The following is a 17,177-nucleotide window of genomic DNA, read 5'->3' as shown; positions in this document are numbered from 1 at the left end:
CGATCGCACTACAGGTCATCGTCGCATCCCGCGTGCCCGATACCCAACTAGGGCGTACCTCGCGACAAAGCGCTCGGCCACCAGATCTTGCGGCCGATCTGCAACGTCATCGCCGGGACCAGCAGCGATCGGACGATCAACGTGTCAAGCAACACACCGAACGCCACCAGGAACGCCATCTGCACGAGCGTCACCATCGGCAGCAGCGCCAGCGCCCCGAACGTCGCCGCGAGCACGACACCGGCCGACGTGATCACCCCACCGGTGACCGCGAGGCCCTTGAGCGTGCCGCGTCTGGTGCCGATCCGCAGCGCTTCCTCACGGACTCGGGTCATCAGGAAGATGTTGTAGTCGATGCCCAGGGCGACCAGGAACACGAACGCGAGCATCGGCAGGCTCGGATCCGAGTTGGCGAAGTCGAACACGTTGTTGAACACCAACGCGCCGACGCCGATCGTGGCCGCGTACGACACCGCCACCGTCAACGTCAGCAGGACCGGCGCGACCAGCGACCGCAACAGCAGGGCCAGTACGAACAGGATCACCACGAGCACCACCGGGATGATCACCTGCAAGTCGCGGACCGACGTGTCGTGGATGTCCAGGAATTCCGCGGTCATCCCGCCGACCAGGGCTTGCGCGCCGGGCACGGCGTGCACGGCGGTTCGCAGGCGTTCGATGGCCTGCTGGGCCGTGTTCGACGACGGGTCGTCGTGCAGCGTCGCTTCCAGCACAACCATGCCGTCGACGACCTTGGGCCGCTGCTCGACCGCCGCCACGCCCTCGACTCCCCTGGTGACGTCCGCGACCTCACCCGCACGGTCCGCTCTGGTCACGATCGTCGCGGGCATGCCGGTGCCTGCCGGGAAGTGCTGGGCGAACACCTCCATCCCCTTGATCGACTCGGTCTTCGTGACGAACGAGTCGGACAACTGCAGGCCGTCGGCCTTGAACTGCGGCACGAACGCGACCGCCCCGAGCAGCAGCACCGCTGTCGCGCCGCCGACCAGACGCGGGCGCTTGCCGACGACGTTCGCCACGCGAGCCCACAGGCCCTTCGACTCAGTGCCTTCGGTGCCGGGCATCGGCCGGAACGGCCAGAACGCGCCACGGCCGAAGAGCACCAGCATGGCGGGCAGGAACGTCAACGCGGTGATCAGCGCCGCCGCGATACCGATCGCTGCGACCGGCCCGAGGCTCTTGTTGCTGTTCAAATCGGACAACAACAGGCACAGCAGGCCGAGAATGACCGTGACCGCCGAGGCCAGCAGTGGTTCGAGGCACGCACGCCAACTCACTCGCATGGCGTCGTACTTGTTCTCGCGCTTACGGAGTTCCTCGCGGTAACGGGCGACGAGCAGCAGCGCGTAATCCGTCGCGGCGCCGAGCACGAGAACCATCAGGATGCCTTGGCTTTGCCCGTTGAGCGTGATCACGTCGGCGTCGGTCAGGAAGTACACCGCCATCGACGCCGTGGTCAGCGCGAATCCGCCGGACAGCAGCACGATGATCGGCAGCAACGGGCTGCGGTAAATCAGGATCAGGATCACCACGACGACCGCGATGGTCACCCACAGCAACAGGCCGTCGATGTCACCGAACGCTTCACTGAAGTCGGCGGAGATCCCGGCCGGACCGGTCACGTGCGCGGACAGTCCACTGGGCAGGCTGGCCGCGACGGCAGCCCGGATCTCCTTGGTGACGTCACCGATCTTGTCCTGCAGATCACCCGGCAGAGCCACCACGACCTGCGCTGCCTTGCCGTCCTGTGAAGGGATGACCGGGGAGATCCGGCTCGCCACGCCACCGGCTTTGTCGAGATCCGCGTTACGGAACTGGCCGAGTTCGGCTGCCCTTGTGGTGATGAAGTCCTTGTCCGCACCGGTCAGGCCGTCGGGCCTGGCGAAGATGATGAGTGCGGGAACGTCTGTGCTGTCGTCGAATCTGGCGACCAGTTCATCCACTTTGGTCGCTTCGGCGGACTTGGGCAGGAACGCCGCGTTGGAATCCTCGACCACGTCGCTGAGTTTGCCTTGGTAGCCACTGCCGATCGCGCCGATCACCAGCCATCCGATCACCAGCAACGCCGGCAGCAGCCAGCGTAACCGTCTGGTCTTGACCGGGCTTCCCGGTGCGGGCGGCGGAATCGGGCGTGCGGTGTCCACAGGTGTCGCCATGCGTACTTCCCCCTGCTTGGAATATCCGGATTGCCGGGCGAAGTATCTCGGTGGCCTGATCGGGGAACATCCGGGACGCGACCCTGATAAATCCCTGATGGAGCCAGCACCACCCGATCGGTTCCGTTCAGCCCTACTTTGTTCTTCGGATTGGTAGGTTCACACCATGACTCGCGCATTTCGGTTCGGTGTCAACATGACCGCGGTCGGTGATCGCGCCGAGTGGATCGCGAAGAGCCGCCGGGCTGAGGAACTCGGCTACGACGTGATCCTCATGCCAGACCACCTGTCCATGGCAGCGCCGTTTCCGTCGTTGATGCTCACCGCGGGGGTCACCACCCGTCCGCGACTGGGGACGTTCGTACTCAACGCCGGTTTCTGGAACCCGACACTGCTTGCCCGCGACGCGTTCGCCGTCAACACGTACACCGACGGCAGGCTCGAGCTCGGCCTGGGCGCCGGGTACGTCCGCGAGGAGTTCGAAGAGGCCGGTCTTGGCTGGCCCAGTGCGGGCGAACGCGTCACGCACCTGATCGACACAGTCCACAAAATCCGCACGGCAGCCGAGAAACTTGGGCAGTCTTTGCCGATCATGGTCGGCGGCAACGGCGACCGCGTCCTGCGACTGGCGGCCGAGCAAGCCGACATCGTGGCGTTCGCCGGGCTCAAAGCCGTGCCGGACGCGACGCCACCACTGGAATTCCTCACCGCCGACGAACTCGACGAACGCGTGGAGTTCGTTCAGGACGCGGCAGGCGGCCGTGACTACGAGTCGAACCTGTTGGTTCAGAACGTCGTCGTGACCGAGGACCGGCGTGGCACGGTCGACGCGCTCAGGCAGCGGTTCGGCCTGGCGGAAAGCACGGATTTCCTGCTCGAAGTCCCTGCGGTGCTGGCAGGCACGTACGAGGAGATCGCCGAGCAGCTGCGAGCGCAGCGCGATCGGTTCGGCATCAGCTACATCACCGTGCTCGAACCGGGTTTCGAGGCCTTCGGGCCGGTCATCCCCATGCTCAGGGAATGACCGGGTCCCAAGGAATCGGCTCAGCGGTTATGGCAACCGCCAGTTCTGGGCGCCTGTCGCGTTGCAGTCGTAGATCTGCAACTGGGTGCCGTTGGCGGGGTTGCTGTTCGGGACGTCGAGGCACCGGCCGGACGGCGGGTTCACCAGGGAGCCATTCGGCCTTGGCCACCACTGCTGGGCACCGGTCCCGTTGCAGTCCCACAACTGGACCTTGGTGCCGTTGTCGCGTTTGCTGCTGGCGACGTCCATACAGCGGCCAGCGGCGCGGATCGTGCCGTCGGAGGCCAATGTCCATTGCTGCGCGGGTGATCCGTTGCAGTCCCACAGCCGGACCATCGCGCCGTTGGCGGTCTGGCTCGGGTCCGCGTCGGCGCACTTGTTCGCCAGGCCCACGATCGCGCCGGTCCGCGGTGTCGCCGGGCCGACGTCGAAGGACGGTGGAGCATCAGCCGGCGCACTGCCCCATGACGTGTTCGGGCTGGTGCCGAGCGTGAAATCGAGTGTGCCGCCGTTGGCCACGAAGGACTCCGGCAGCCACGCCCTGGTCGAGTTCTGCCCGTTCACCCGGAGGCTTTGCACGTATTTTGCGCTGTCCGAGGCGTTCGGCGCGGTGATGGTGATCGTCTTGCCGTTGCCCCGGCTGATCGTGATGCTCGGGAACTGCGGGCTGGCCAGGACGAGCTCCGCCCGGCCCGGTGCCTGCGGGTACATCCCGAGCGCCGCCCAGACCGCCCACGACGACATCTGTCCGAGGTCGTCGTTGCCGACAATGCCTTCCGGCAACGGCTTGAACAAGCTAGTCAGCGCGCGCCGGACCACGTCTTGGGTCTTGTACGGCACGCCGGCGTAGGCGTACGCCCACGGAGTGTTGAGTGTCGGTTCGTTGCCGAGGTAGGCCATGTTCTTGGTCGGGCCAGCGTTCAGCTCGGTGAAGAACGAGTCCAATCTGGACACCACGGTCGCGTTTCCGCCCATGGCGTCGAACAGGCCACGATGGTTGTACGGCACCATCCACGCGTACTGGCCGCCGTTGCCTTCGACGAACTCGTTCTGCTGGGTCGGGCTGAACGACGGGAATGTCGTGTCGGTGTTGCGCGGCTGGAGGTACTTGTTGCCTGATTCGAAGATGTTGCGCCAGTTCTGGGCGCGCCTGAGGAAGTTCTCGGCGGTCGCGCCGTCACCGAGTCTGGCGGCCAGCTGGGAGATCGCGAAGTCCGCGCTGGTGTATTCCAGTGTGGTGGACGCCGATCCCCACACGTCGGGCAGGCCGATCGGGACGTAACCGTATTGGTTGTACTGCAGCCAGCCAGGGCGTTGGCGGACATCGTTGACACCGGCGACGATCCTTCTCAGGCCGTCGGCCGCGTCGAAGTTCGTCGCACCGAACGCGTGCATTGTGGACACGATGATGGAGACCGGATCGCCGTTCATCACGCCGGTTCCGCCGTTGGCGACCGTCCAGCGGTCGAAGTAGCCGCCGTACACGGCTTGGTTGATCGCCGATTGGGCGATGTCGGCCGCTTCCGCCGGTGCGATCAGTGCGATGAGCGCGACTTGGGACCGGTAGACGTCCCAGCCGGAGAAGTTCGCGTACTGGACGCGGCCGCTGGGCACCGAATGGACCTGTTTGTCGAACCCCATGTACCGGCCGTCGACGTCGCTGAACACGTTGGGGTGCAACAACGAGTGGTAGAGCCCGGTGTACAGGGTACGCAGCTGGGCGTCGGTCCCACCGCTGACGTTGATCCGGCCGAGCAGGTTGTTCCACGCGTTGCGCGTGCCGGTCCGGATCTCCTCAAAGCTCCTGGCTCCTTGTTCCGCGTTGAGGTTCGCCTGCGCGCCTTCCAGGCTGACAAAGGAAATCCCGACTCTGGCCGTGACCGTGGTCGCGTTGAAGGACACGAAAGCGGAGGCCGCGAGCGGGGTCACGTCACTCGTGATCGCCGGGCCCTTTCGGGTGTCCGCGCCTTTCTGCGGCTGCGGCACGCTGCCTGCGCTGTCGCCGGTGATGGACTTGCGGCTTTCGTCGACCTTGCCGTCGGCGCCCGCGACTCCGGATGTCGCGAACGGGGTGTCGAACACGGCGTGGAAGTACAGGCGATACCGGTTCCCGGCGCCGCAGAAGCCGCCGCTGTCGGTGTAGCCGGACAGGGTGTTGGTGCCGATGGTGATCGTTCCGCTGGCCGCGTTGAACGCTTTCGCGGCGTCGACTGACAACGATGCCCGTTGCCCGGCGGGATACGTGAACCTGGCCATCCCGGAGCGGGTCGTCGTGGTCAATTCGGTGCGCAGACCGTTGTTGAAGGTGACGGAGTAGTAGCCAGGCGAGGCGGACTCGCCTGCGTGGGAGAACGTGTAGTTGCTGACCGGGGTCGTGCCGAGGGTCGGCATGAACGGGATGTTGCCGAAGTCGCTGCAGCCCGGGCCGGAGAGGTGGGTGAGGCTGAAGCCTTTGATGCGGTTGTCGTCGTAGTGGTAGCCGCCGTGCTGGTGGGTCACGGTGTCCGGGCTCCACTGCATCATCCCGAAGGGCGCGTCCGCGCCGGGGAAGGTGTTGCCGGCACCGCCGCCGTGGCCGAAGTCCGGGCCTCCGGGTTTGGTGCCGACGAATGGATTGACGTACTGCGCGGGATCGCTGACGGCCGTTCTGACGGGCTCGGCCGTTGCGGGACTGGCGGCGAACATGAGCGCCGCCGCGAATCCCAACGACGCGGCGAGTGCACGCATGATGTTCCTCCTGCAGGGATGGAGGCTGACAACGTTGTCAACGCTCCATTTTCGCACTCCGCGCCCTGCGGAGGAAGCCACCGCTCGGCTTAACTACCCGGTGATCGCCTCCCGGGCCGCCGCGACAATCGGATCAACGCTCGTGTCGTAGTTGCTCAGCACGATCGACACCCAGTCGGCGGACGGGAAGACGTCGAGCCGGTTCGCCATGCCCGGGCCACTGCCGGAGTGCCCGAAGACCCGCTGGTCCGCGACGATCGCGTCGACATGGCCGTACGCGTAGAAGTTCGTCTGGGTGGGCAAGGACGCAGGCGGCAACGCGACCTTGCCGCTGGTGATGAGGTCGACGAACGGACGGCGGAGCACCTTGCCATACGAGCGGGTGAACGCGAGCAGGTCCGAGACTGTGGAGTAGACGCCGCCAGCAGGACCGTTGGTGTACGGGAAGTACGGACTGGCGGTGCCGTCGACGCGGGCGCCTGACGGCTGTGTCCAATAGGGATGCGCGATGTCCTTGGCCGCCAGAACTTGAGGTTTGGTGTAGTAGTCCGTGCGTGTCATGCCCGCAGGCCGGAACACGTGCTCGCGGACGTAGTCGAAAAAGGACAGTCCGGACACCTTCGCGACGACGGCGCCGAGCACCCAGTACCCGTCGTTGCTGTATCGGTGTTCCGCGCCTGGCGGGGTGAACTGCGGTGGCGTGGACCGGACGAGGTCCAACGTGCCGGTCATCGCTTCGTCGAAACTCTGCCAGGTCGGCGGCGGACCGCTGCCCAACGCCGGGCGCCCGAGCCCCGAGGTGTGCGTCAGCAGGTGATGCAGGGTGACCTTGTCCGGAAAGCCGTCCAGATACCTGCTCAGCGGATCGTGGAAGGCCAGCTTGCCCGCCTGCGCGAGCTGCGCGACCGCCACGGCTGTGAAGATCTTGGAAATCGACGCGACGCAGAAGATCGTGTCCTTGGTGTTGTGCGCCGAGTCGTAGGCCATGCCGTGCGAACGGATGAGCACGGGCCTGCCGCGATGGGCCAGCAGAACGGTACCGGAGAACTTGTCCTGCGCCGCTTGGTCGGCCAAAAACCGTTCGAACGAACGGACATCCTTTGTCTTCGCTGCCTTCGCTGTCTTGGTTGTCTCCGTCGTCTCGGCGGCTGCGGGCAGAGCCACCATCGCCGGGGCCGCGCCCAACAGGCCGAGCACCGATCGGCGAGTGGTCATCGTCGGCTCCCTTCGTAGACCGCGGTGGCTATTTCGGCCATCGCTTCCTGCGCTTGGTCACCCAGTGCGATGCCTTCGGCCATCGATGCCACGCCCTTGCGCATGAACTGCGCGAACGTCAGCCACCGGCCATCGGGGAGCTCGATGTATCCGGCCAGTGCCTTGTTCATCGTCTTGTTCATGTAGCCGGTGCCGGTCTTGGCGTAGACGTGGCCTGCCGCAGGCGACTCCGGCTGGTTACCCGCCAGGGTGCCGTCCCTGCCCATGATCGGCAGTGTGAGACGGAAGATCCGGAAGTACGGCCGTTTCGCGATGTGCGCCAGGAACTTGATGAACGTGTCGGCCGTGTAGAGGTCCTGGTCGGAGCCTGCCGGATCGCCATCGAGTCCGGCCGCGCGGAACAGCGCGCGCCGGAATTCGTGGTAGGACGCCTTCGGATCGTCGTGTGCACGCCCCGCAATCGCGCCGACCAGGTAGGGAATGGTGACGGTGTGGATGTTCGAGCTGACCTTGAGCATCACCTTCGCCTGTTCGGACAACGGAAGCGAGGTGTGCTCCGCGATCGGGACCCGCCGGGAGCCATGACACGCCTCACCGCGAACCTGCACTCCCCTGTCCCGCAAGGCTTCGGCGAAGACAGCCGCGGCGAACGGCGCCGGATCCTGCACGTAGTAGGGCACGTACCGGACCGGGCCGCCCAGCTGGATCTCCCCGGTGAGCCTGTTGTCCACGAAGATAAGCGGCTTCGGTGTACCACTCACCGTGATCACTTCGTTGACGAACCGCACGTGTCCCGTCTGCGGAACCGCGTGAACGTCGGCAGGAGCGCCGACCGCGTTGCCCGGAGTGACGACGGCATGGACGATGTGATCGTTCACCATCATCGGCGACACCGTGATCATCTGGTTGTTCAGTGCGATGTTCTCGCGGCCTTCCCGGAACAACGACGTGTCCACGAGAACGCGGCCGTTGACACGCCGCACACCCGCCGCCTTCACCTGCGCGGCGAGAGCCCGGATCTCCGCCAAGCTGTCACCTGGCAGTGGCGGCGCGCCGGGGTACGAGTGGTCCGGCTCGGGCAGGTTCAGCTTGCCCGTAGGCCCCACTCGGCCGGACAACAGCATGTCGCCGCCTGCCACCAGGACCAGGTCACCGTTGAGCACGCCCCCTGTCAGCGGGCCGGTACGACAGACTCGGGTCTGAAATCGGCGATCCGGCCCCAGCGCCTCGAATGCCGTGGCACCAATGAAAACCTTGAAGGACGACGCCGCGACGAACAGCTCCTCGTGGTTCATCGCGTGGATCACCTCACCGCGGTCGGGTGCGTAGAACGCCATGCCCCACTGCGCTCCATCGAACTCTGGGCGGCCGATGATCTGCTGGATCCGGTCAGGCAGTTCCTGCGCGGCATGTGCGGTGCCGGTCGTGGCCAGCAAGCCGGTTGCCGCCAATCCGCCGAGCACTGTCCGCCGGGACGGTTGTTGCTCTCTGTTCATGCCCGCACTTCTATCGACTCGCTTGTCTGGTGCACGGCTTGTGCGGCCATACGAAATCCATATGCCTGATACGGATACTTCAGGCAGTGCGGGTATTGCTGGTCGAGGACGAGCAACCGCTGGCCGGTTACATCGCCACGGGGTTGCGTAAGCACGGTTGTGTCGTCGACATCGCGCTGGACGGCCAAGCCGCGCTGGACAAAGTGGAACTGACGCCGTACGACGTGGTGGTGCTCGACCGTGATCTGCCGGTGGTGCACGGAGACACCGTGTGCAGGCGCTTGGCGGACCGGGGAACATCACGCATTCTCATGCTCACCGCGTCCGGCACGGTCTCCGACCGGGTGGACGGCCTCACGTTGGGCGCTGACGACTACTTGGGCAAGCCGTTCGCGTTCACCGAGCTCGTCGCGCGTGTGCGGGCGTTGGGCAGGCGTGTTGTGCCAGCGCGGCCGCCGGTCCTGCGTGCCGGCGACATCGTGCTCGACTCGGCACGGCGCAGTGTGGAACGCGGTGGTCGTCTCGTGCACCTGACACCCAAGGAATTCGGTGTACTGGAACGGTTGTTGATGGCCGCTGGCGATGTTGTCAGCGCGGAAACCTTGCTGGACAAGGTATGGGACGAGCACGCCGACCCGTTCACCAACGCGGTCCGGATCACGGTCGGCACGCTTCGCCGCAAGCTCGGCGACCCGCCGGTCATCCAGACGGTGACTGGGGCCGGGTACCGCATCGCGACATGACCGCACGTGGCAGGCTGGCCCTGCTCTACACCGGATTGGTGCTCGCCGCTGGGCTTGTGCTGATCGCGTTGACCTTTCTGCTGGTCAGACGAGACCGGCCGCGGGTGGTCGTGGCGTTCGGCACCGGGCGGCCGGTGATCGACCCGGACGCGCTGTCGGCTTCGCTGGACGACATGCACGCCCAGACCATGGCCGATTTCCTGACCCAGTCCGCGATCGCGCTCGGGATCGTGGTCGTTGTCGCCGCCGCGCTGGGCTGGCTGGTGGCAGGGCGCGTCATCCAGTCCAGTGTCGCCGAACGCGATCGTCTGCTGGACAGCCAACGCATGTTCGTCGCCAACGCCGCCCACGAGCTGCGGACGCCGTTGACCACGATGCGCGCGGCGATCGACGTGACGCTGGACGGGCGGCCCACCACGTCGGAACTGCTCGCCATGGCAGGCGACATCAGCGATGCGGTCGACCACAGCCAGCGGACCTTGGACGGGCTGCTCATCCTGGCGCGCAGTCAGACCGGACTGGTCAAACAGCGCGAAGTCGACCTCGCGGCCCTCGTCACCTCTGCCCTCGCGGGTGTCCGGGACCTCGAACTACGGACCGACCTGCGGCCCGCTGTGATCCGCGGCGAACCCGTGCTGCTCGAACGAATGGTGAACAACCTCGTCGACAACGCCGTCCGCTACAACGTCGCCGGGGGACACATCGCTGTGCGCACCGGTCAGGCGTTCCTGCGGATCGTCAATTCGGGTCAGGTCGTGGACCCGGCCGAGGTCGACAGCCTGTTCGAGCCGTTCGTGCGTGGCTCCCGACGGGTTCGCGGCACCGGCCTTGGCCTGTCCATCGTGCGCGCGGTCGTCACAGCCCATGGCGGGACACTTTCGTACGCCGCGTGCCCGTCCGGCGGCCTGGACATCACTGTTCAGCTCGCCCCCGGCGGCAACACAGGCAAGCCCGCGGGCGCCCCTTCGGCGAGCAGTTGACGGAGCATGTCGGTGTCGAGGTGCTCAGCGACCAAATCCGCCAGCAGGTCGAGCTGTGCTTCGCGGGCTTGGGCGAAGGACGTGTTGCCGGCGGCCTTGAAGTGTGCTCGATTCGAGTGCGCGGCCGCCCAGTTCAGGATCTCGCGGCGGGGTTCGTCGTTTTCGAGCAGGCCGTGCCAGTGCGTGCCCGCGATCGCACCCTCCAGCACGCCTTCGGCTTGTCCGTCCGGCAGCGTCACCAGGCCGTTGCCCGGCTGGTCGACGACCGTGCCGTGGTGGATTTCGTAGCCCGTCGCGGCCTTGCCGAAAACGAACCCGTCCGGGCGACGGAGGATCTTGTCCGGTTGGAACTCGAACTCCACGTCAAGAAGGCCGAGTCCGGTGACGGTGCCCGCGCCGGATTCATACGAATCGGTGATCTTGGTGCCCAGCATCTGGAACCCGCCGCAGATCCCGATCACCGGGAGCCCGCGTTCGGCATGCTTGCCGATCGCGTCGGCGAGTCCGTTGTGCCGCAACCATTCCAGATCGTTCACGGTCGCCTTGGAACCCGGGATCACGATCAGGTCGGCGTCCGCCAGCCGGGACGGCTCGGTCACGAACCGCACCGAGACACCCGGCTCACAAGCCAGGGCCTCCACGTCGGTGCCGTTGGAGATCCTCGGCAGCCTGATGACCGCGACCCGCAGCCACTGCTCCCCCACCGGCGGCTTCGGCCTGCCCACGACGCCGTCAGCGGTGTAGGACAACGAATCCTCGGCGTCCAGCCACAGGTCGACGTTCCACGGCAGGACCCCGAGAACCGGCCGGCCGGTAAGCTGGTTGATCTGGTCGAGCCCCGGCTTGAGCAGGGCGGGGTCACCGCGGAACTTGTTGATCACAAACCCGGAAACAAGCGCTTGGTCAGCGGGTGAGAGCAGCGCGACCGTGCCGTACAAATGGGCGAAAACCCCACCGCGGTCGATGTCACCGACGACAAGGACCGGCAAGTTCGCGGCCCGGGCCAGGCCCATGTTGGCGATGTCGTCGCGCCGGAGGTTGATCTCCGTCGGGGAGCCCGCGCCCTCGCAGACGACCACGTCGTACTCGGCCCGCAGGCCCTCCAAAGTGGCCAGAACCGTCTCGAACAACTCGGGCTTGCGGTCCCGATAGGACAACGCGGACGTGTGCCCGACGGCCTTGCCCAGCAGGACAACCTGAGAAGTCCGGTCGCCGCCGGGCTTGAGCAGGACGGGGTTGAACCGGACACTCGGCACCAACCCGGCGGCGGCCGCCTGCAGGGCCTGCGCCCGGCCGATCTCGCCGCCCTCCATCGTCACGACGGAGTTGTTGGACATGTTCTGCGCCTTGAACGGCGCGACCCGTACACCCTGACGCGCCAACCACCGGCACAGGCCGGCGACCAGCACACTCTTCCCGGCATCCGATGACGTGCCGGCCACCAGCAGGCCTCCGCTCACCCGGCGAACCCTATCGGGATAGTGTCTTGACGCCCCCTGGAACACGCTCGGTCGAACACGTGTTCTAGGATGTGATACCCCCTCCACGTGACCACGAAAGGACCAGGATGACCGCTCCTACCGCCGAGGCGGCAAGCGCTCCCGGTGACGAGGAGGTGCCTGCCTCGACCAACGGACAGGGCACCGAAGCTCCCGCGGACGAGACTCCCGCAGCCGAGGAGAAGCCCAAGAAGGCCACTCGGGCCAAGAGCACCGCGAAGAAGACCCGGACCGTCGAGCTCACGCTGACCGTGACGGGCAGCCTTGACGGTGCCTGGCAGGCAGACCTGATGCACGGCAGCACGCGGGTCGTGCAGGGCCTCACCATTCCAGCAACGGCCGTCGCCAAGGCCGCGCAGGAGCTGCACCCGGACATCGCCGAGAAGATCGAAGAGGTGATCACCGCGGCTCGTGAGCAGCACGAGTCACGGCTCCGCGAGCTCCAGGAAGAAATGGCCAAGGTCAAGCAGGCTCTCGCCGACCTCGGCGAAGAGGCCTGACGCACCCTATTACCGCCGTCGGCGTGTCGTTCGCGACGCGCCGACGGCGGGGTTTTTTCCTCCATAGCTCAATTGGCAGAGCATTCGACTGTTAATCGAAGGGTTGCTGGTTCGAGTCCAGCTGGAGGAGCTTCACGGATGTCGCTCCAGGTCACAGGCCTGGGGCTGTGCTGCGGCCGAACGAGCCGCGCGACTGTCGCACCTGAACCCTGAACTCTGCATTCAGAACACCGCACTCAACGCCGAACCATGTTCGCCCAGTCGCCTTCGGTTCGCCGTACGCCGACACACAGTGCCGCAAGCCCTACCGCCGCCCCGCACTCTGAATACAGAACACAGCACGCAACCCCTCAACACCCAGCGCCCCAAGCCCTCGCGCCCGGCTGCACTCCGAATTCAGAACACAACACACAACCCTCAAACACACAGCGCCCAACCCCAACAGCGGCATAGCCGACCAAGCGCAGGACAACCAGCCGCTACCGCCCTGAACTCTGCATTCAGAACACAACACTCAGCGTTCGACATTCAGCGCCACAGCGTGCACAGTGTCCGCCCCCAGCTGAACTCTGTATTCACCATGCAGGCACTCGGCCATCCCCAAACCACACTCGGCCGCCGCATCCCCAAACCGCACGCCGGGATCAAACCTCGTAGCTGAGGTCGGCGGCAGTCATCGAGTCTGGTTCAACCCGCAGCCAGACCGTTCCGGACTCCGCAGGATCATCATGCAAGTACCGGCGGAACCGTTCATCCCAAAGAGTTTCATCGTCCCCTAGGTACCGGGCCAGCTTCCGAAACCCACGCGGCACATCGAACGGCAAAATCTCACCCCGCCCCCGCGCGACGACCTGCTTGACTGTCCCCGTGGCAAGGTCGCACTCGTCGACGACCAGGGCGACGGCCGGGTCTGCCAGAACCCGCCCCGGCAACTTGGCCCAAGGACCCGTGAGAATCCAGAAAGCGTTGTCCTCCCAGAGAAACCACACCGGTCTAACCGTCGGCCCGTTGGTCGCGACCCGGGCGGTGAGCGGCCGCGCAAGGAAAGCGTCGACGTCGAAGCTCACATGCCCGCCCGCCAGCGCCGCACCTCGCCATCGATGAGCTCCACGGAACCGAGCTTGCGCATGTACTGCAAATGCGCGGAGGTTTCCGCGACCGCGCTCCGCCGCATGATCCCGCGAACATTCTCCCAGCCACGCGACCAAGTCAGACGCTCAGTGATCTCCCATGCGGTCGACTCGCCATTGGCCCGCAGAACCGCAGAAATCTCGTCACACCGTTCCTGGTGATGCTTGATCAGAGCGAGCGTGCGACGCGCCACCCCGTGAAATCGGTACTCGTGCGCAGGCAGAACCTCAGCGGAGTCGTAACCCGCAATACGTTCCAGAGAAGCGATGTAACTCGACAACGGGTCGTCGTCACCGACCATCATCCCAATGTTCGGGCTGATCCGAGGCAGTACGTGGTCGCCGGTGAGCAAGACACCGCGAACCGAGTCGTACAAACAGATGTGGCCAGGAGTGTGCCCAGGCGTCCACACCGCGCGCATCGTACGGGAGCCGTGTGGGACGACGTCGCCATCGGACAACAGGATGTCCGGCAGTGACAACTCCATGAACGGCTTCATGGCGTCCGGGCTGAACGACAGCTTCGCAGCGACATCCGCAGGCACGCCTGAGGAACGAAGCCAGTTCTTGTCGAACGAGTCCGGCGTCGTCTCGGCCAGCCGGATCGGCAAGACATCACGCTCCGCCGGGTGCATCGCGATCCACGCACCGGATTCCTGCTTCAGTCGCGCGCTCAGGCCGTGGTGGTCCGCGTGGATGTGCGTCACCACCACACCGACCACATCGGACACAGATGCGCCCGCGACCGCAAGGCCCGCAACCAAAGCGTCCCATGTCTCGGTCGCGAACCAGCCTGGGTCGACCACCACGACACCGGAGTCTGACACCGAAAGGTACGTGATGGTGTAGCGCAACGGGTTGTGCGGGATCGGCACGGGCACTGACCACAGGTCTTCCCTGACCTTCTCAACCGGTGGCAGTTCCTTGCGTTTCCACGCTTCCCATTGCCCCTGTGCGCTCGGCTCGGCCGGAACGGTGCTCATGCGACGATTTCCGACAGCGCGCGCAACGTCGGTACGTCCGTGTTGACCAGCAAGGACGTCACCACGCTTTCCCGCCACGCGGATAGCTCGTCCCGGATTTTGGCCAGTGGTCCGACCAACGCGATGTCCTCGACCATCCGGGTCGGGACCGCCGCGACCGCCTCGGCTTTGTGGCCGTCCAGGTAGAGTTCCTGGATCTTCTGGCATTCGGCCTCGTAGCCGAGCCTGACGAACACGTCGAAGTGGAAGTTCGCGCCCTTCGCGCCCATTCCGCCGATGTACAACGCGAGCATCGGCCGCACCCAGTCGGCCGCCTTCTCCACGTCGTCGTTCACGATCACCGGCACGAACGCGGGCACCTCGAAGGTGTCCCAGTCACGCCGCGCGCCCGGCCGGGAGAAGCCTTCCTGCAACGCTGTGCGGAAGAAGTCGTTGCTGCGCGGTGAGAAGAACATCGGCAGCCAGCCGTCGGCGATCTCCGCCGACAGCGCCACGTTCTTCGGGCCTTCCGCGGCCAGGTAGATCGGGATGTCCGTCCGAAGTGGATGCACTGTGGACTTCAGCGGCTTGCCGAGCCCGGTGCCGCCTTGGTACGGCAACTGGAAGAACTTCCCGGAGTACTCGACTCGCTCGCGTGCGACGACCTTGCGCACGATGTCGACGTACTCACGAGTGCGGGCGAGCGGCTTGGGGTATGGCTGCCCGTACCAGCCCTCGACCACCTGCGGCCCGGACGCGCCGATTCCCAGCACGAACCGTCCACCGGACAAGTGGTCCAACGTCAGGGCGGCCATCGCGGTGGCCGTGGGCGTACGCGCGGACATCTGCAGGATGTTCGTGCCGAGCCGCACGGTCTTGGTGCGCGAGCCCCACCACGCCAGCGGCGTCAAGCAGTCCGATCCGTACGCCTCCGCGGCCCAGATCGAATCGAGGCCCAGCCGTTCTGCCTCGGCGATGGCCTCCTCGACGCCCGCTGGCGGACCCGATGACCAGTAGCCGGTGTGGAATCCGAGCTTCACGCGCGCCTCCCGCTACTCAATTTCTTGACTAATCATATCCTTGAGTATCATCTTCACAAGAGACGGGAGACACATGGCACTTCGGCACGCCCTGCTGGCAGCGCTGCTGGACCGCGAGCTGAGCGGCTACCAGCTGAGCAAGCTGTTCGACCTCGGCGCGTCGTCGTTCTGGCACGCCTCCTCCCAGCAGCTCTACGCCGAACTCGGCAAACTCGAAGCCGACGGCCTGCTCACCGGGCACGAAGTCGTCCAGCAAGGCCGCCCGAACAAGCGCGTGTTCGCGCTGACCGACGCCGGCCGCGACGAGCTCAGCCGGTTCACCAACGCTCCGACCAAACCCACGTCGATCCGCGACGACCTCATGGTCAAGGCGTACGCCGAACAGGCCGCCGACGCGGAGACATTGATCAAACAGCTGACCGACCGCGCCGCGCAGTCGCGGGCGAAAGCCGAGTTCCTCGGCTCCCAGATGGCGAAACTGCGCGGCGACAAGTCAGAAGCGGACTACCTCGCGTCGGCCGACAACGTCGGCCCGTACCTGGCAGGCACGCGCGGCAAGATGTACCACGAAGACCAGGCCGAATGGTGCGAGTGGGCCGCTGGGATCCTGCGGTCCCGTCAACGGTAGAGCCGCTGGCTACAATTCGCCGCCGACCACATCGGCCAACTTGCCGACCTGGCCGATATCGGGCGACCAGCAATAAAGCATCACTTCGTCAACACCGAGTTCAGCGAACGCGGCAACCGCGTCACGGATCTGCTCGGGCGTGGTCAACAAGCGATCCACCACCCAAGGAGCGTCTTTTCCGTAGTAGTCGGCGATGTTCCGCCGCGCCGAGTCCACAGTGGATCCCAGAGCGACGTTGACCTGGGCGACCAGCCGAGGAGTGCCGGAGCGGCCAGCGGCCGACCACGACTCCCGGACTGTCCTGAAAAGACGGTCGCACCATTCGACCGGGGCGGCGCAAAGGAAACCGTCGCCCCACCGTGCGACGCGTTCCAGCGCGGGCGGGCGGAAGGCGCCGAACAGCACTTCCGGACCGCCGGGCCGGAATGGCTTCGGCCCGATCGGACCTACTTCGGTATCGAGAGGCAAACCGGACCAGATCCGACGCATCTGGGACATTTGCTCGTCGAGGCGACGGCCACGAGTCCGAATATCGGTGTCCGCGGCGAGGTGGTCGTCGACACGGCCGCCGACGCCAAGACCGAGCGTGAAGCGACCGCCGGAAATCCGGTCGAGGGTCGCGGCCTGCTTGGCCAGCAGCGCGGTGGAACGCAACGGTGCCAACAGAACCTCGGTCTGCACACGGATACGCGTTGTGGCGCCGGCGATCGCGGCCAGCGTGACCAGCGGTTCGGGGTTGTCGTACACGAGCCGGTCCAGCAGACCGAGAGTGGAAAACGGGCCCTCGTCGGCGAGACGGGCCCAGGCAAGCAACGATTCGAGGTCAGCGATGGGCAGACCAAGACCAACGTTCGTCAAGATCGATCCTTACAGAGGGTATGCGACAGTGCTGCCGCCCCTCTGCGACGCCTGATCAGGCGCTGCTCTTCATCTGCGGCGTACTTCCGGAAGAGCGTGATCTTTAGAGTGAGGCCACCCTACCCCGAAGCGTGATCCGCACGCCGCCGATTTTTCAGCTCGCGCGGCTGACCTGGGAATTCTGGCAATTTCCTCCGC

General features: G+C 65.7%; 14 protein-coding genes and 1 tRNA gene. 6 read left to right on the top strand and 9 right to left on the bottom strand.

The window, feature by feature from the left end; all coding sequences use genetic code 11:
- Nucleotides 1-47: 47 nt before the first annotated feature.
- Nucleotides 48-2,177 carry an MMPL family transporter gene (locus B9C43_RS28710; protein ID WP_084430082.1) on the bottom strand — a complete coding sequence of 710 codons (2,130 nt, stop codon included), beginning with the start codon at nucleotides 2,175-2,177 and terminating at the stop codon, nucleotides 48-50.
- Nucleotides 2,178-2,343: 166 nt separating this feature from the next.
- On the opposite strand from B9C43_RS28710, the gene B9C43_RS28705 reads away from it, so the two are divergent.
- Nucleotides 2,344-3,201, top strand: coding sequence for a TIGR03621 family F420-dependent LLM class oxidoreductase (locus B9C43_RS28705; RefSeq protein ID WP_084430081.1), 858 nt, complete (start codon nucleotides 2,344-2,346; stop codon nucleotides 3,199-3,201).
- A gap of 27 nt (nucleotides 3,202-3,228) precedes the next feature.
- Here B9C43_RS28705 and B9C43_RS28700 read toward each other — a convergent pair whose 3' ends face one another.
- The 3 genes from B9C43_RS28700 to dacB all read right to left on the bottom strand — a co-directional run bounded on the left by B9C43_RS28700 (nucleotide 3,229) and on the right by dacB (nucleotide 8,639).
- The gene (locus B9C43_RS28700; protein WP_084430080.1) at nucleotides 3,229-5,928 is read right to left on the bottom strand and encodes a lectin; all 2,700 of its coding nucleotides are present in this window, start codon (nucleotides 5,926-5,928) and stop codon (nucleotides 3,229-3,231) included.
- 93 nt (nucleotides 5,929-6,021) lie between these two features.
- On the bottom strand, nucleotides 6,022-7,143 hold the full coding sequence (locus tag B9C43_RS28695; RefSeq protein WP_084430079.1) for a serine hydrolase domain-containing protein: 1,122 nt from the start codon (nucleotides 7,141-7,143) through the stop codon (nucleotides 6,022-6,024).
- Nucleotides 7,140-8,639: a D-alanyl-D-alanine carboxypeptidase/D-alanyl-D-alanine endopeptidase gene (gene dacB, locus B9C43_RS28690; protein ID WP_084430078.1), complete on the bottom strand. Its 1,500-nt coding sequence runs from the start codon at nucleotides 8,637-8,639 to the stop codon at nucleotides 7,140-7,142. Before dacB ends, B9C43_RS28695 begins: the two co-directional genes overlap by 4 nt.
- A gap of 86 nt (nucleotides 8,640-8,725) precedes the next feature.
- On the opposite strand from dacB, the gene B9C43_RS28685 reads away from it, so the two are divergent.
- Nucleotides 8,726-9,382, top strand: a complete 657-nt coding sequence (locus B9C43_RS28685) for a response regulator transcription factor (RefSeq protein WP_033382758.1) — start codon at nucleotides 8,726-8,728, stop codon at nucleotides 9,380-9,382.
- On the top strand, nucleotides 9,379-10,362 hold the full coding sequence (locus B9C43_RS28680; RefSeq protein ID WP_084430077.1) for a sensor histidine kinase: 984 nt from the start codon (nucleotides 9,379-9,381) through the stop codon (nucleotides 10,360-10,362). The genes B9C43_RS28685 and B9C43_RS28680 overlap by 4 nt, the downstream gene beginning before the upstream one ends.
- Here the strand turns inward: B9C43_RS28680 and B9C43_RS28675 are convergent.
- On the bottom strand, nucleotides 10,302-11,822 hold the full coding sequence (locus B9C43_RS28675; RefSeq protein ID WP_084430076.1) for a cobyric acid synthase: 1,521 nt from the start codon (nucleotides 11,820-11,822) through the stop codon (nucleotides 10,302-10,304). The two genes, B9C43_RS28680 and B9C43_RS28675, sit on opposite strands and share 61 nt — an antisense overlap.
- Before the next feature lie 107 nt (nucleotides 11,823-11,929).
- Between B9C43_RS28675 and B9C43_RS28670 the strand changes: the two genes are divergently transcribed.
- Both B9C43_RS28670 and B9C43_RS28665 read left to right on the top strand, forming a co-directional pair.
- Entirely contained in the window at nucleotides 11,930-12,361 is a 432-nt protein-coding gene (locus B9C43_RS28670) for a DUF6319 family protein (protein WP_033382755.1), read from the top strand.
- A gap of 57 nt (nucleotides 12,362-12,418) precedes the next feature.
- Nucleotides 12,419-12,491 (top strand) — tRNA-Asn (locus B9C43_RS28665).
- A gap of 514 nt (nucleotides 12,492-13,005) precedes the next feature.
- Here B9C43_RS28665 and B9C43_RS28660 read toward each other — a convergent pair.
- From B9C43_RS28660 to B9C43_RS28650, 3 genes are read right to left on the bottom strand one after another with little or no spacing between them, the layout of a single operon-like run.
- A complete protein-coding gene (locus tag B9C43_RS28660) occupies nucleotides 13,006-13,428 on the bottom strand; it encodes a pyridoxamine 5'-phosphate oxidase family protein (protein ID WP_084430075.1) in 423 nt (140 codons plus the stop codon).
- Nucleotides 13,425-14,474 (bottom strand): MBL fold metallo-hydrolase, encoded by a 1,050-nt coding sequence (locus B9C43_RS28655; protein WP_084430074.1) that lies wholly within the window; start codon nucleotides 14,472-14,474, stop codon nucleotides 13,425-13,427. The genes B9C43_RS28660 and B9C43_RS28655 overlap by 4 nt, the downstream gene beginning before the upstream one ends.
- The gene (locus B9C43_RS28650; protein WP_033390326.1) at nucleotides 14,471-15,493 is read right to left on the bottom strand and encodes an LLM class F420-dependent oxidoreductase; all 1,023 of its coding nucleotides are present in this window, start codon (nucleotides 15,491-15,493) and stop codon (nucleotides 14,471-14,473) included. The genes B9C43_RS28655 and B9C43_RS28650 overlap by 4 nt, the downstream gene beginning before the upstream one ends.
- 73 nt (nucleotides 15,494-15,566) lie before the next feature.
- Here B9C43_RS28650 and B9C43_RS28645 point away from each other — a divergent pair, with 73 nt between their 5' ends.
- Nucleotides 15,567-16,121: a PadR family transcriptional regulator gene (locus B9C43_RS28645; protein WP_084430073.1), complete on the top strand. Its 555-nt coding sequence runs from the start codon at nucleotides 15,567-15,569 to the stop codon at nucleotides 16,119-16,121.
- Between the two features lie 9 nt (nucleotides 16,122-16,130).
- Here B9C43_RS28645 and B9C43_RS28640 read toward each other — a convergent pair whose 3' ends face one another.
- A complete protein-coding gene (locus B9C43_RS28640) occupies nucleotides 16,131-16,979 on the bottom strand; it encodes an LLM class flavin-dependent oxidoreductase (protein WP_084430072.1) in 849 nt (282 codons plus the stop codon).
- Nucleotides 16,980-17,177 lie beyond the last annotated feature (198 nt).

The sequence above is a fragment of the Kibdelosporangium aridum genome, assembly GCF_900176515.1.
GTDB classification, from domain to species: domain Bacteria; phylum Actinomycetota; class Actinomycetes; order Mycobacteriales; family Pseudonocardiaceae; genus Kibdelosporangium; species Kibdelosporangium aridum.
The sequence above is the reverse complement of the archived record's forward strand: the minus strand, read 5'-3'. Positions and strand labels throughout refer to the sequence as shown.

Excerpts from the sequence above, each read along its gene's own strand:
- B9C43_RS28670 (WP_033382755.1), top strand. The coding sequence starts at position 11,930 with ATGACCGCTCCTACCGCCGAGGCGGCAAGCGCTCCCGGTGACGAGGAG.
- B9C43_RS28700 (WP_084430080.1), bottom strand. The coding sequence starts at position 5,928 with ATGCGTGCACTCGCCGCGTCGTTGGGATTCGCGGCGGCGCTCATGTTC.
- B9C43_RS28655 (WP_084430074.1), bottom strand. The coding sequence starts at position 14,474 with ATGAGCACCGTTCCGGCCGAGCCGAGCGCACAGGGGCAATGGGAAGCG.
- B9C43_RS28710 (WP_084430082.1), bottom strand. The coding sequence starts at position 2,177 with ATGGCGACACCTGTGGACACCGCACGCCCGATTCCGCCGCCCGCACCG.
- B9C43_RS28695 (WP_084430079.1), bottom strand. The coding sequence starts at position 7,143 with ATGACCACTCGCCGATCGGTGCTCGGCCTGTTGGGCGCGGCCCCGGCG.
- B9C43_RS28645 (WP_084430073.1), top strand. The coding sequence starts at position 15,567 with ATGGCACTTCGGCACGCCCTGCTGGCAGCGCTGCTGGACCGCGAGCTG.
- dacB (WP_084430078.1), bottom strand. The coding sequence starts at position 8,639 with ATGAACAGAGAGCAACAACCGTCCCGGCGGACAGTGCTCGGCGGATTG.
- B9C43_RS28680 (WP_084430077.1), top strand. The coding sequence starts at position 9,379 with ATGACCGCACGTGGCAGGCTGGCCCTGCTCTACACCGGATTGGTGCTC.
- B9C43_RS28705 (WP_084430081.1), top strand. The coding sequence starts at position 2,344 with ATGACTCGCGCATTTCGGTTCGGTGTCAACATGACCGCGGTCGGTGAT.